13 protein-coding genes, 1 tRNA gene and 1 other annotated feature are annotated in these 13,392 nt (G+C 40.9%); of the genes, 1 reads left to right on the top strand and 13 read right to left on the bottom strand.

Translation table 11 applies throughout. The annotated features are described in order from the left end of the window. Positions 1 to 3: 3 nt before the first annotated feature. From FFR60_RS16480 to FFR60_RS16440, 9 genes are all read right to left on the bottom strand, one after another. Positions 4 to 1,503 carry an ABC transporter permease gene (locus tag FFR60_RS16480; protein ID WP_137664985.1) on the bottom strand — a complete coding sequence of 500 codons (1,500 nt, stop codon included), beginning with the start codon at positions 1,501 to 1,503 and terminating at the stop codon, positions 4 to 6. A 671-nt stretch (positions 1,504 to 2,174) separates the two neighbouring features. Then, positions 2,175 to 3,173 carry a hypothetical protein gene (locus FFR60_RS16475; protein WP_137664984.1) on the bottom strand — a complete coding sequence of 333 codons (999 nt, stop codon included), beginning with the start codon at positions 3,171 to 3,173 and terminating at the stop codon, positions 2,175 to 2,177. Positions 3,174 to 3,555: 382 nt separating this feature from the next. Beyond that, the gene (locus FFR60_RS16470) at positions 3,556 to 4,383 is read right to left on the bottom strand and encodes a MetQ/NlpA family ABC transporter substrate-binding protein (RefSeq protein WP_137664983.1); all 828 of its coding nucleotides are present in this window, start codon (positions 4,381 to 4,383) and stop codon (positions 3,556 to 3,558) included. Between the two features lie 62 nt (positions 4,384 to 4,445). Next, positions 4,446 to 5,204, bottom strand: a complete 759-nt coding sequence (locus FFR60_RS16465; protein WP_137664982.1) for an aspartate/glutamate racemase family protein — start codon at positions 5,202 to 5,204, stop codon at positions 4,446 to 4,448. Beyond that, the gene (locus FFR60_RS16460) at positions 5,204 to 6,424 is read right to left on the bottom strand and encodes an NAD/NADP octopine/nopaline dehydrogenase family protein (protein WP_137664981.1); all 1,221 of its coding nucleotides are present in this window, start codon (positions 6,422 to 6,424) and stop codon (positions 5,204 to 5,206) included. Before FFR60_RS16460 ends, FFR60_RS16465 begins: the two co-directional genes overlap by 1 nt. A gap of 63 nt (positions 6,425 to 6,487) precedes the next feature. After that, positions 6,488 to 6,735: a binding site (T-box leader), on the bottom strand. A 156-nt stretch (positions 6,736 to 6,891) separates the two neighbouring features. Then, entirely contained in the window at positions 6,892 to 9,279 is a 2,388-nt protein-coding gene (locus FFR60_RS16455) for a phosphoketolase family protein (RefSeq protein ID WP_137664980.1), read from the bottom strand. A 253-nt stretch (positions 9,280 to 9,532) separates the two neighbouring features. Further along, entirely contained in the window at positions 9,533 to 10,027 is a 495-nt protein-coding gene (locus FFR60_RS16450; protein ID WP_088935508.1) for a hypothetical protein, read from the bottom strand. Positions 10,028 to 10,143: 116 nt separating this feature from the next. Further along, positions 10,144 to 10,428: a DUF1905 domain-containing protein gene (locus FFR60_RS16445; RefSeq protein WP_137664979.1), complete on the bottom strand. Its 285-nt coding sequence runs from the start codon at positions 10,426 to 10,428 to the stop codon at positions 10,144 to 10,146. A gap of 46 nt (positions 10,429 to 10,474) precedes the next feature. Next, entirely contained in the window at positions 10,475 to 10,618 is a 144-nt protein-coding gene (locus FFR60_RS16440) for a hypothetical protein (protein ID WP_249355026.1), read from the bottom strand. Positions 10,619 to 10,704: 86 nt separating this feature from the next. Here FFR60_RS16440 and FFR60_RS16435 point away from each other — a divergent pair, with 86 nt between their 5' ends. Next, positions 10,705 to 11,973 (top strand): AbiH family protein, encoded by a 1,269-nt coding sequence (locus tag FFR60_RS16435; RefSeq protein ID WP_137664978.1) that lies wholly within the window; start codon positions 10,705 to 10,707, stop codon positions 11,971 to 11,973. Between the two features lie 110 nt (positions 11,974 to 12,083). On the opposite strand, the gene FFR60_RS16430 is transcribed toward FFR60_RS16435, so the two are convergent. From FFR60_RS16430 to FFR60_RS16415, 4 genes are all read right to left on the bottom strand, one after another. Then, positions 12,084 to 12,290, bottom strand: a complete 207-nt coding sequence (locus tag FFR60_RS16430; protein WP_242551300.1) for an HNH endonuclease — start codon at positions 12,288 to 12,290, stop codon at positions 12,084 to 12,086. A gap of 81 nt (positions 12,291 to 12,371) precedes the next feature. Then, entirely contained in the window at positions 12,372 to 12,719 is a 348-nt protein-coding gene (locus FFR60_RS22995) for a hypothetical protein (RefSeq protein ID WP_242551299.1), read from the bottom strand. 61 nt (positions 12,720 to 12,780) lie between these two features. Then, complete coding sequence (locus tag FFR60_RS16420; RefSeq protein WP_137664977.1) at positions 12,781 to 13,104, bottom strand: hypothetical protein; 324 nt, start codon at positions 13,102 to 13,104, stop codon at positions 12,781 to 12,783. 121 nt (positions 13,105 to 13,225) lie between these two features. Then, positions 13,226 to 13,322: transfer RNA gene (locus tag FFR60_RS16415), tRNA-Sec, on the bottom strand. Between the last annotated feature and the right edge of the window lie 70 nt (positions 13,323 to 13,392).

Here is a 13,392-nt window from a genome sequence, read left to right as displayed (position 1 = left end):
TCCTTACATCATAATCTTCTTCGGATTTAAACGAAGAATATACAGCAACGGCAAAATAGCAGAGATTAAAACCGTACCTAAACCAACCAGCAGATACGTCAGGATATAACCGAAGCTGAAGGTGACCTTATACGCCTGTTGAATATCTGAGAAGGAAAGATCGCTTTGCATCAAATTATTCATATAAAGATATTGGTCCGGCTGAGCCGCATTATTAATCCAATCCGATTGGATCAAAGAGCGCGAGATTGCGCCGCCTAAGAAATTCCCGGTAATCAATGAGAATAGCAAGGCCACACTGCTAATCAATAGCAGCTCCAGAACAATTTGCGCGATTACTTTGCCGCGACTTTCCCCGAAGGATAAATAAATTCCCAGTTCGTGTTTGCGGTCCCGCAAGAAAAGCAGAACAACCAATGACAGAATCAGAAGCGTTGCCGCAACAGCGACCACCACAATATATTTAGCGATCGTATTAAGCTTAGTCAACCCGCCAGCTACTTGTTCATATTGATCTGTAGAGGCCACTACATGGTAGTATTCCGGCAAAAGAGCATCGGCATCTTCACGAAAGGCATCCATATCCTCCGATGATTTTAGAACATAGGTCGTTTCATAATAGATGCTCTCTTCACCCGCAGATCCCTCATCTGTGCTTGTGCCCATTTTTTCATCCGATTTCTTTTGAATAGCCTTTGCGGCCCCTTCAGTGGTATAAATCGTATTCATCTGTTCCAGCGCGCGCCATTCTTTGTCCGAGCGCTGCTGTTCGGTTTGCTGGGTATCGGCTTTCTTCTGTACAACGTTAAAAATCCCGGCAACTCTCATTGGCTGATCAAAGGTCGCCGATTTAGGCTGCATCTGCATCTCCTCTTCTTCTGAGGCTTCTGAGGTTTCCGCTTCCATCATTACTTCTACGACCGCATCAAGCACAAAGTTGTCTCCAACCGATAAATTATTTTTTTCAGCGACTTCTTGGCTGATAATTACCGCATCACTGCCTTTTTTTATATCATTGTCCGTGAAGCCGTCTCCTTCGGTTAGTTTGATCAGCCCTTCCGAAACGTCCAAGATATCTTTATTATTGTAGCCCTTGAGGCTAAACATATATTTGGAACTGCCGCCGTAAGACATGCCGCCATTTGGGTCGGTTACAGCCTTGAGTTTATTTGTTCCAACGCCGCTTGAAATAAAAAGGTTATACCGTTTAACATAAGGCAGCTTGCTGATTTTTTCGTAGTCCTTCACTTTCGGTTCATTAATAGCCTGATCCTCGCCAGCTGCAGCTGCGCTCATTTCTTTCTCGTACGCTTCATAATCCATCTCAACCGTTGCTACAGGTCGCATTTTCTTCTTCGTCTCCACTTCAACATTGGTGGTCGACTGCTGAATCGCTACTGCTCCTGCAATAACATTTCCTAAAATAAAAACAACTAAAAATAAGATCACTGACTTCCCTTTTCGTCGAACGATACTGCTGATGGCCCGCTTTTTAAAATCCATACACTTACCCCTTCTCCTTTTATTTTTTTCGTAACTGATCCGTTTCTTGATAAATACATTTTTTTGATGACGTCATATTCAGGTGTTTTTTCAAAAAGATTCCGTGCATTCAATAGAAGCAAAATGATCGCAGATGTTTATTGCGCAGAAACACTCATCGTGCAACATTGTTAAAAAAGTAACAATCCATTTTAAAAAAAGTCTAGCATACATCACATTTCATAATTTATTAATATCCTAAACGGTCGCTTTTTACTCTTGAACGTCAGATTAGAGGCTGTTTGCTAAATGATTGAACCTCAAATAAAACCCTATACTGCGAAATGCTTGGTAAGGAACTGCCGTTATTGGTAAACGCCAAAAAAGGCCATTCCTATGAATGACCTAATTTCTATTATTTTGAACGGTAACTAAACCCGCGCCAAGCATGAAATACCTTCTCGAATGTCCCTGAAATATCCATAGAAGAAGGTTTCGAGATTCCCAGACTATTCTCGGTTATCTGACTATTTTACCCATCACAAAATAAAAGGAACAGACTTTTTTAATGGTGCTAGGCTTGATTTACAATTCCACCCGAATTTTCCCCATCACAAAGAAGCCTGAACGATCCATCAAGTCCTTAGTTCCCATTCCAAATATGCGTAATAACCCCACGCATCAAAACGTCGCTACATGATTTTCGCAAAAAATTCCTTTACGCGGCTATTCCATTTTTTATCGTCATGCGCCTGTTCTATTTGTTCCGCGGGTTTGCCATATCGCAAAGCGGAGGTATCCAATTTTTGCGGCGGTGCCTTAGCTTCCTTCGTCGGAGAGTTTGCCTTTGCGGCTAGACTGTTTGCCTTCGAATCTGCCCGCGCTCTATTTTTCGGTCCGTCTTTTTGTTTCTCGGACCTCGCAGCCACCTGATTCACGGTCTTTTGATGGTTATCTGCGGTAATTTTAGCAGTCGGCGCTGCTTGTTTTTGACGCGGATTCGCCTTCACATCTCGCTTATTTTCAACGATTGATGCCTGAATAGACTCCTCCATCGGTTCTGTTGAATCGGCTTCGTGCTCGGCATCGACGCATGATTTTGTACTTTTGAACTTCACGTACTCAGCGAAACGACGGACACCCGATGCTTGAAAAATCGTTAAGGTAGTCAAAATTTGCAGGACTTCGGCAGTTTCGTTCGCTAAATTTTTAGCGACCTGCTTCGTATCACGCAGCGTCCATGTGTATCTTTTCCCGTTAGCATCCTTAAAAACCGTGACAAGATCGAAACGAAACTCAGATTCTGCAGACGTTTCACGCGCCTTTTTCTCTAATAATGCTCTATATAAACAAGTTTCCTTGGTAAATGCCCGAAATTCTTTTTCGCTCTTAAATAGATGGTCGATGACTTTCTGCCACTCGCCCTTAGTAGTAAAGTAATTTTGAAAGTAAACACAATGACGGCGCAGCGTATCATTCGGCTCAGCAGTCAGGAAAATTTCACGGATCACTTCTGGAAACATATATGAAAAATCACCAACGCAAAGCGCGTCACGAATAAGGATAGCAACCGCAAACTCCACGATCTCTGCGGCATTTTTAGCCTGCTCAAAACGCTGAATCACGCGTTTTTCCAAGCTCTTTCTCAACATACCAAAAACCTGTCTCTGGCCTAATTTTGCTTCCTTCATTCGTTTCATCCTCCGTCCGTCAATTTTAAAGTAATCGTTTACATCGCTATTCTATACATTAAATAACCATATTGTAAATAGGTTTTCAAAAGAACTTTTTTCGCAATTAAAAATTAAGGTTTTGGGTAATAACGTTTCGGATGGATTACTCTATATTTTCGCGGAATAAAATAACACTAAAAATAACGTTTTGAGGCACCTCGATTCCAAACGTCAGTTCCCATTGCTGTTTATTTGATTTTTTCAAATATACTGCATTTAGCAAGTAACTGGACTAATTATAATTTTTTTAAAAAAAAGATCGAGTAAAATTTGATTTTTTACTCGATCTTGCTTCTTTCGTTTTAGATTAGTTTAAACTGAAGCGTTTTGTGGCGCCCTATTATTCCGCTGCCACTGGTTTTACAGAACCGTCCCATTTCTCTAATATCCAATTTTGGACGTCCTTGTCATGCAATACTTTCGTCAATTTCTTAATTCGCGGATCATTTTTGTCTTCTTGGCGAACGGCAATAATGTTTCCATAAGGCGAATTATCTTCTTCTAATAAGATTGCATCTTTGACTGGGTTTAATTTTGCTTGATAGGCGAAATTGGCATTGATCGCCACCAGATCCCCTTCTTCATTATTGTATGCGCTAGTTAAAAGCGACGGATCGATAGAATGCTCGAAGGTCAGATTCTTCGGATTTTCTTCAATATCTTCAAAGTTGGCTGTTTCTAGATCAACCCCCTCCTTAACCTTGACCAAATCAGCATTTTGGAGAATCGTAATGATTCTTCCCCAATCAGAAACAGAATTTGAAGTGATGATTGTTGCACCATTTTTTAGTTCTTCAAGGGCGTTGATTTTTTTAGAATATAGCCCCATCGGTTCGACATGAACAGCTCCGGCATCCGCAAATTTGTAGCCATTTTCTTTTACGGCTTGTTCAAAGAAAGGAACATGCTGGAAATAGTTTGCGTCAATGTCCTTATCGGCTAATGCTTTGTTCGGCAGGATATAATCATCGAAATTCTTGATTTCTAATTTGACACCCTCCTTTTCCAATAATGGTTTTACATGCTCCAAGATTTCTCCATGAGGCGTAGTCAAGGTGCCGATCACCAAGGTGTCCTCCTTTTTATCACTGGTTGAAGCCTTCGTGCACCCGGCAAAAACTAAGATTGCCGTAAATAAAATCGAAAAAACGATTGCCTTTCTCTTCATGTATTCTTTCCCCTTTTTTCTTAAAATTTTTGATTCTGCCTTTTGCAGCAGCTCTGTTCGGTTTAGAAATGACCGTAATATCTTGTTTGAACGACCGAATAATATACCCAATGGATCAAGCTGTTAAAATCGAAGACCGGCAGTCCGGCTGCCTGTTGAATGGCATACGAATACGGCGGTAAATCACTGCACTCTAGTAAAATCGCGCCGATTTCTGGTGACTCAGCCAGCTGTTTTTGCACTATTTCAACTAAATCAGCCGATAATTTCTGATTATCCAATGTCGTTTTTCCCCAGCGGATCGAGGAAAAACTTTCCAAAGCACCAATCTCGCAAATCGTACAATCCGATAAATCCGCGCCCGATGAACAGAAAAAAGCTTCGTTGATGTCTTTCCCACTAGCCACTAAGGTTAAGATCTTCTGCTCTTTTTTAAGGCCTATTTTTATAATCGGTACCTGAATGATGCTGGACAGAAAAACAGGAATCGCTACCGCTTCCGCCACAGCCTCTTGAAAGTGTCCAAAGTAACCACATGCACCAACGATTGCCCGTACCCCTTGTTTTTCAAGCTTTTTGGCAGCACTAATAATCTGCTCCTTGATTTGTTCGCTTCCTTCAAAAAGCTGCTCGATCTCAAAATCAACCACTTCGTAAAGGACTGGAAAATCAAAGGTCGTCGCATTTGCTACATTTCCGGGGACCTTGGGGTAGATTAGATCAACAGCGATAATACCGATCGCGTACCCCGCAAAAGCTGTTGGCGAAACCTGAAAAGTCGCAGCTAAATCCGCTTCTGTTTGAAGATTGCCTCTTTTCATTACTCGATCACTCCCGTATTTAAATAATCCAGCAGCGCATTTTGATCTAAACTTCCAATTCCTAAATCTTCCAAGGTCAAGCCTTCTTTTAAGAAATCACGTCCTGTCATAACAGAAGCCAGCGTGATCATACTGTCGATCACTTTTGTTTCAACTCCGTATTTTTTCCCTAACTCATGATAGATGTGGCAGCCGACAGGTATATCCTCGGTGATATAGCGATCATGAATACTAAATGGACCTGTTCCGATAGCCATCTCAAACTGTTCGTCAAAAGGCACGATACACTCATCTCCCATGTATTCCGGCCCCAAAATACTAGTCCTGGATAGGAAATTTTTCTTAGGAAAACGTTGAAGATCGACACCGATCGCCTCTGCCAAAGCCACTTCTTCCAAATAAAAAGCATACTGAACTTCTGAAATTGATTCGCAATAGGCGTGAGAATAAATCGAATAAGTGCTTTTGTCATTCCCGCCGAAAACTCGGCCCCAATTTTCCATGACTCCCACTCCTAAAATCGTTCCCGGACAATGCAAAACAGGGTTCACATTGCTGAAGCCGATATCTAAAACCGTATTCCCGCCCGTTGGTCCGTCGCCATTTGTGATAGCATCAAAACAGCCCAGCTCTTGTGTACTTTGTAAAAAGACTTCTTGATCTGTCGATGGTAAAGCCGCCCCCCGCAATGTAATTGCTCGATACATCAAGCTGACTTCCGGAGTTAAAACTCCGCCTTCCTTAACCACTCTTGCTCCATATGGGGCACTGGACCAGCCGCCAATGATCACCGATTTAGTACAATTGCTTTCCCGCATTTTTTTCCGCAGCTTTAACGAACCAAAATTATCTGGAATAATATGGACGATCATATTATCTTCTAAAGCAGGAACCAGCTCTTCAAAAAAAGCATCGTGAGCGATCGACGGAACCGCAACGATAACCAGCTTACAGCCAGCGACACATTCCTTTACATCCGTCGTGATCTTATTCAGCACCGCTTGGCCGGAACGCTTAAATCCATACTTGTTGTTTTGATTTCCTGTAAGCAGTATCCCAGTACGTTCGACATTTTCCAGCGTCGTTTCTGCAAAATCCGGCAAATCACAAATGTTGACTTTATTTCCGCCTAAAACACAATCGGCTGCGATCGCCTTTGCCGCTGCACCGCCTCCTAAAACAGCAATTGTTGCTCCATTGACTCTCTTCTCATAACTCATTTCTTTTCCTCCTTTATAATTAAAAACAAAAAAAATCGTCCTTGATCTGTATTCAGAATACAAATCAAGGACGATAAAAATACCTTATCGCGGTACCACCTTCATTACTTGCTTTTAAACAAGTCGCTTTATCGGCTACGGAAAAATTTCGATAGCCTATCACTATAACGGGTGAACCCGTAGTATCTAAAGATTTCTCCCTCGATAACTAACGCTCAAAGACCATTTTCACAATGCTTGACTATCTCTTTTCACCAAACAGAGACTCTCTGGAAATCGTACATCGCTACTCTTCTTATCGTAGCTTAATTATATTTTAATTCAAAAGCAATATTACGTGAGATGAATTTAAATGTCAATACTAAATTTTCACTAGTGAAAAATAAACAGCAACTCCATCCTGACAACAAAAAACCTGCAACTATACCAAGGACTCGGTATGAATTGCAGGTTTTAAACATCCTAGCTTAACTAAAATGATATTCTTTACGTTTTAATTCTTCCCATTTCCAATTTTCGACTTCTGGGATATCCCGGCCTTCTGTCCGAATAAAGTCATGGTGTTTTGCTAATGTTTCGTCCATTTCAGCCAAGAATCCTTTGGCATCTTCTGCATAGACGGCTTTCGCAGCGTCTTGTGCTAAGTGGAAGCGATCCAATTCGCTGAAGACACGCATATCAAATGGTGTCGTAATGTCGCCATTTTCACGGTAGCCGTGAATGTGAAGATTATGGTTGTGACGATCGAAGAAGATATCGCGCACCATGCCTTCATAGCCATGGAATGCAAAGACGATTGGTTTGTCAGCGGTAAAGATCGCATCGAACTCTTCGTCCGTCAATCCACGAGGATCAATATTAGGATGACGCAGCTTCAAGATATCTACAACGTTGACAAAGCGAATCTTCAAATCAGGGAATTGCTTATTCAAGATTGATACAGCCGCTAAAGCTTCCAAGTTCGGCTCTGTGCCTGCTGCTGCGATTACTAAGTCTGGTTCTTCCCCATCATTATCCGTACTTGCCCAGTCAATGATCTTCAAGCCTTTGTCGACCAATTCTTCGGCTTCATCAGCGGAATAGAATTGCGGACGCGGGTGTTTGCTTGAAACGATCAAGTTGATGACTTGCTTGTCTTGCATCGCTTTATCCATTACCGCCATCAAACTGTTTGCGTCTGCCGGTAAATATTCACGGATAAATTCAGGTTTCTTTTCCGCCAAATGAGTCAAAACGCCTGGATCTTGGTGAGTATAGCCATTATGGTCTTGTTGGAACACGGTTGATGTCGCAATCAGATTCAACGCTGGGTATTCTTTATGCCATGCATGAGCACTGGCTTTACGCATCCATTTGAAATGCTGCGTCAACATAGAGTCAACTACTCGCAAGAATGATTCATAGCTGGCAAAGAAGCCGTGACGACCAGTTAATACATAGCCTTCTAAAAAGCCTTCCGCTTGGTGTTCCGATAATTGTCCGTCGATCACACGACCGGCTGAAGATTGCCATTCGTCATTACTGTTTTTTGGTTCCATCCATTGACGATTCGTCACCTCAAACACTTTGTTCAAGCGATTGGATTTCGTTTCATCTGGTCCGAAAATCCGGAAGTTCGTTGGGTTTTCCGTTACCATATCACGAGCTTGCTGACCAAATACGATCATGTCTTGCGCCATTACAGCACCCGGAGTTGTCGTATCGATCGCATATTGTTTCCAGTTCGGCATGTTCATTGGTTTTGGATCAATTCCGCCGTTGGTAATTGGGTTCGTTGACATCCGGCGATCGCCTTTTGGTGAAATTTCTTTCAGCTCAGCAACGATTTTGCCATTTTCATCGAATAATTCTTCTGGGCGGTATGATTTCAACCAGTCCACTAATTTATCTGCGTGCTCCATATCTTCTGATCCTACTGGAATTGGCACTTGGTGCGCACGGAATGTGCCTGCCAATTGTTCGCCGTCCCATGTTTGCGGACCTGTCCAGCCTTTTGGTGTGCGGAACAAGATCACTGGCCAGTGCGGCATTGCAGCGTCTTCTGCTTTGCCTTTGCGGGCTTCTGCTTGGATCGTTTTGATTTCAGTAATGACTTTATCTAAAGTTTCAGCCATAACTGGATGAACTTTTTCAGGATCGGTGCCTTCGACAAAGTAAGGTTTCCAGCCTAAACCTTCAAAATATTTTTGCAAATCTTCATCGCTTTTGCGAGAAAGGATCGTTGGGTTGGAAATTTTTCCGCCATTTAGATAAACGATCGGCAATACGGCGCCGTCATTTACCGGATTGATGAACACATTTGAGAACCAGCCGCCAGCAAGCGGACCTGTTTCTGCTTCACCATCACCTACGACAGTCGCTGCGATCACATCTGGATTGTCTAAAATCGCACCAGTCGCATGAGACAAGGCATAGCCAAGCTCGCCGCCTTCATGGATCGAGCCAGGTGTTTCTGGTGCCGCATGAGAAGCGATCCCGCCTGGAAATGAGAACATCTTGCATAATTTTTTCAAGCCGTCTTCATCTTCTGTGATCTCAGGATAAATCTCTGTATAGCTACCATCAATATAAGAGTTAGAAACCATTACTTGACCGCCATGGCCTGGTCCTTCGATGTAAAACATGTTCAAATCATATTTATTGATTGCGCGATTTAAATGCGCATAGAGGAAGTTTTGACCAGCGATCGTACCCCAGTGACCGATTGGATGGGTCTTCACATCTTCTTTTTCAAGCGGCTTTCTTAGTAACGGATTATCTCTCAAATACATTTGTGCAACGGAGATATAGTTGGCTGCGCGCCACCACGCATCAACTTTTTCCAAGTATTCTTTTGAATCAAAATCTACTGCCATTTGTAAAACTCCTTTTCAGTCAAAATTACTTTTATTATTTTAGTACAATATACCTTTAATTCTCGCAGAAGTAAATACCTTTTCGAAAATTAATAGTGAATTTTACTTTTATTGTAGGAAAAGCCTTTCTAATCCGCTAATTTTAAGTTGATTTGATCATAAACTTCTCTAGATCAGTTAATTTATGCAATAAAAAAAGGTCTTCACCTAAGCAAAGACCACGACAAATTTATTTCATTTTTCTTCAAATTAGCTATTTGATACTGCTGGCATAAAAGCCGATCCCCTCATCGCGCCAACCAACACGAATGAGATGATTTCGTTCACTGAGATGAGGCGTGTAATGATGCGCTCCCGCTTTTGCATTAGGATTGTATAGCCGATATAAATTAACTTTCGGCCAAGTCACTTCTGGAGAAAAGAAGACCTCCCCTTCATCCCACCAGCCTAAACTTTTTAGCCAAGCAACTTCGAGGTTGTTACGAGTATAATGATGGTCCCCAGCGTTAGGATTATAGGCGCGAAAAACACGATCCCCAGTTTCTGGTGCTCGCCAACCAATTCCCTCATCACGCCAGCCCGCCCTGATACAATTGACCTTTTCGTGCATGTGAATTGTGTAAAAGTGCTCACCAGAATTTGGATTATACAAGCGATAGACAGGAACATCCGCGGATACTTCAGTGGAAAAACCAAAGATAGCCAAGCAGCCAAATACCAACATCAGTACAAACGATCTTCTCTTCAATGTAACCGCCTCCTTTTAACCATTATACAATAAAAAAAGCTTGCGAGTGCTATCCTATTGGTCTGTATCCACAATAAAACAGCCCATTCAAAAAATGAATGGACCGCCAAACTTTTTTAATCAATTGGACAAACACTAACGCTGACAGTGTCACCGATATCTTTTTTGATCTCCTTACGAATATCCTTGCGAATACCAAGAATGTAACAGACACTGCCATCCGCATTTTTCACTCCCATGTTCACGATGCTGCCCTTATACTCCACACCATCAAACGTCACCTGCACTTTGACACGCCCCTTGCCAAATTCCTCGCGAACATCGTAAGGAAAAATAATATATGCGCCGCCCTTGCCAACCTCGGAGGCATATATCTTTGATTCGAAATTGTATGTTTGCATGACTAAAAGCCCTCCCTTTTTCTTTAAAATAAAAAAGCCGACGTTCCTATTTAGAAGGCGCGTTAATCTCGTCACTTTTCATTCGGATCCGTTCCTCGGCCTCTGCTTGCTGCTTCAAAATTTTTGTATTTTTCTTGTTAGGATTTTTCTGCAATAATCGCAGCTTTGCGCTTTTTGCAGGTTGCGGCATCTTATCATCTTCTTTCAAAATGAACTGTTCTCTACTAGATAATACTTGTATAATTTAGTTAAAAAATCGAAAAAGGAGTCTATAAAATGAGTACTTTATTGATAATTGGCAATGGTTTTGATAGATACATCGGGCTAGATAGCACGTATGAAAACTTTTTTACTCATCATTTACCCGATGAAACAAGGAACTTCCTAAAGGAAATAAAAGAGAACTACGAATTCAGAATCAGTGGCGAATTTGAAAATCCAGAATTCTTCAATCACTTATCTTTTCCATACGATAGAGAGAGTGTTAAAAATAAATTTTCTCCTTCAACCTCTATAAAAACACCAGAAGACTTCTCTGATAAGCTAAGTTTTTGGGATTTGCTCTTTTATTATTCAATAGATAAACTGCCTGATGAATGGAATGATATTGAGAACAGAATAAAAGATTTCTTCAGTGAAACAGAAAACTCAGAATTCACGTATAAAAAAATGTTTGATACTGATAGATCTTATTTATCTTCGTCAGGCAAGATGCTTTTATCTATATTCTTAGGTTTATTTCCAGAAAATAGATATAGTGATTTTAAGGATCCTGTGGATTTCTTAAAACACGAGCTGCTTATACTAGAAAAATCCTTTTCTGAGTATCTGGAAAAGTTAGTCAAGAATAAATCAAGCTACCATCCCGAATGTCGAGAATTATTGCTTCAACTTTTAACTGAAAGTAAAGAGACAAACTTTAGTGGAGGCATTTTTTCAGATAAGATTCTTTCGTTTAATTATACAGACCCAATTGGTAACTCGACCTTATCCTATAATAGCTATCCTAGACAAAAAGAACTAAATGGATCAAGGGTAGAAGACAACAAGCGATTTTGGGATCAAGTTAAGAAAATGACGATTAATGTTCATGGATCTTTAGAAAAACAGGATGTGGTTTTTGGTTTTGATTCTGTTGACAAAGAGCAACTAGATGATTTTTATCGTTTTTCAAAGACATATAGACAATTGATCGGCTCTTTTTCTTCGGAAGTACACGCCTTTCAATTGGAATCTGCTATTTCAAAAGTTGTCTTTTTTGGTCACTCTTTGAGTCTTTTAGATTACTCGTATTTTCAAGCTATTTTTGATCACTATAGCTTGTATGATTCTTCAATCAAGCTTTATTTCTATTATGCAAATCTTAATTCATCCTCAAGGGAGGATATGGTAAAAAAAGTACTTCATTTGTTGACATATTATTCCAGAAGCTTAGATAATTCTTATCATAGAAAAAACTTACTACACAAACTTCTCCTTGAAAAACGACTTTTCATTATTCCACTCGAAGACGAGCTAGGAAAAATTAAGAAAAAGAGTTCATAAACTCGAAAAGCGGTAATTCTGTGAGAAGAGGACGGCACCGTTCTTCCGCAGATCGCCTTCGCAATTTCGGAGGGAGGAGGGATATCCTCAACACGACACGATAAACACGGCTACTCGTTGTTCGCAAAGAACTTCACTGCGTTGATGCGTGTTCGTTTCTTCTTCTCTCTACCGCTACGCTCTGGATGCTCCTTGTTGTGACAGGTTACGCAGGCCAACTCAAGGTTATCTACATCCCAGAACAACGACAGATCCTCTCGTGCTTCTACCTTGTGATGGACGATGGTTCCCTTCGAATCATATTCCTTCGTAGACATTCCTGACACAGACCAAAGTCTCTTGAGATCACAACAGGTCTTAGCTTCTTCCACCGCTTTCTCTTGTATAGTTTGTCGATCTCATTTGGTTACTAATGCTTGCTGAACGCACAGGATCCCCTCGATTGATAATCCCTCAACATCTAAATCAAGCTCTCGTTCGAACAAAGCTGCATTGTGTTCTGCTTTGATTGTTTGTTCAGTGATGCAATAGCATAATGCCGCAACCTCATCCGTCTTCAATCCATACGCTGTTATGATCTCGAAGATCGCTTCAGTGATCAGATCCATATCTTTCGAATCTCGTAATGCTTGAAGAGATCCGAAAGCTTTGTCTAGTTGCTGCCTACCCTTTTGCTTCTTTGATATTGGTGGGTTAGCCGTAACTGTTGGTGGTGGATTAGTCTCAACACTTCGTTTTCTCTTCATGATTTCTTACCTCCTAGTAAAAATAATTAAAAGACACCCACAAAAAGTGAGTGCCTTTTAATTATTTTAGTATTTCAATACCTTGTTTTATATATCGGTTAAGGCTACTGAATTTATCTGTGATAGTCCCTACCTCTATACCTTTATCATCACTAAAAAGAAAACTATTCTCATATTCATTAATAAAAGATACAGGATCCTTTATATTATCATCGCTAATTGAGCCATCAATATATCCTCGTCCGATATACATAACAAGTTGGATTTTTTTGACCTCCTCAAGTGACAATGTTTTTAGGTACATTTTCAATCCTTTTTCGTTATCTTTGCTTTCAAACTGCATAACCCTTTCTAAAGTTTCTAATTCTTTGTTGTCGATTACCATAAATTACTCTCCTCCCTTTTTAATATAACCACTATTATACTAAACCCTCTACATAAAAAAGTCCGGCAAACACTGCTGAGATTGGCGGCAAATCAGTGTTTGTCAGACATATTAGTTCAATTGGCGGGAATGTGTGGGAATCGAACCCACCCAAGAAGCTCCTAACTCCTCATACTGGTTTTGAAGACCAGAGGGAACACCAGAACCCATCCACTCCCGAAACAAAACAATCATACCATTCCTTTGTGCGGGAATCAATAACAAATCGCAAAGAAAAAAGAAAGAAGC

Origin of the sequence: Enterococcus hulanensis (genome assembly GCF_005405485.1) — a bacterium.
Taxonomy (GTDB): Bacteria; Bacillota; Bacilli; order Lactobacillales; family Enterococcaceae; genus Enterococcus_A; species Enterococcus_A hulanensis.
The sequence above is the reverse complement of the archived record's forward strand: the minus strand, read 5'-3'. Positions and strand labels throughout refer to the sequence as shown.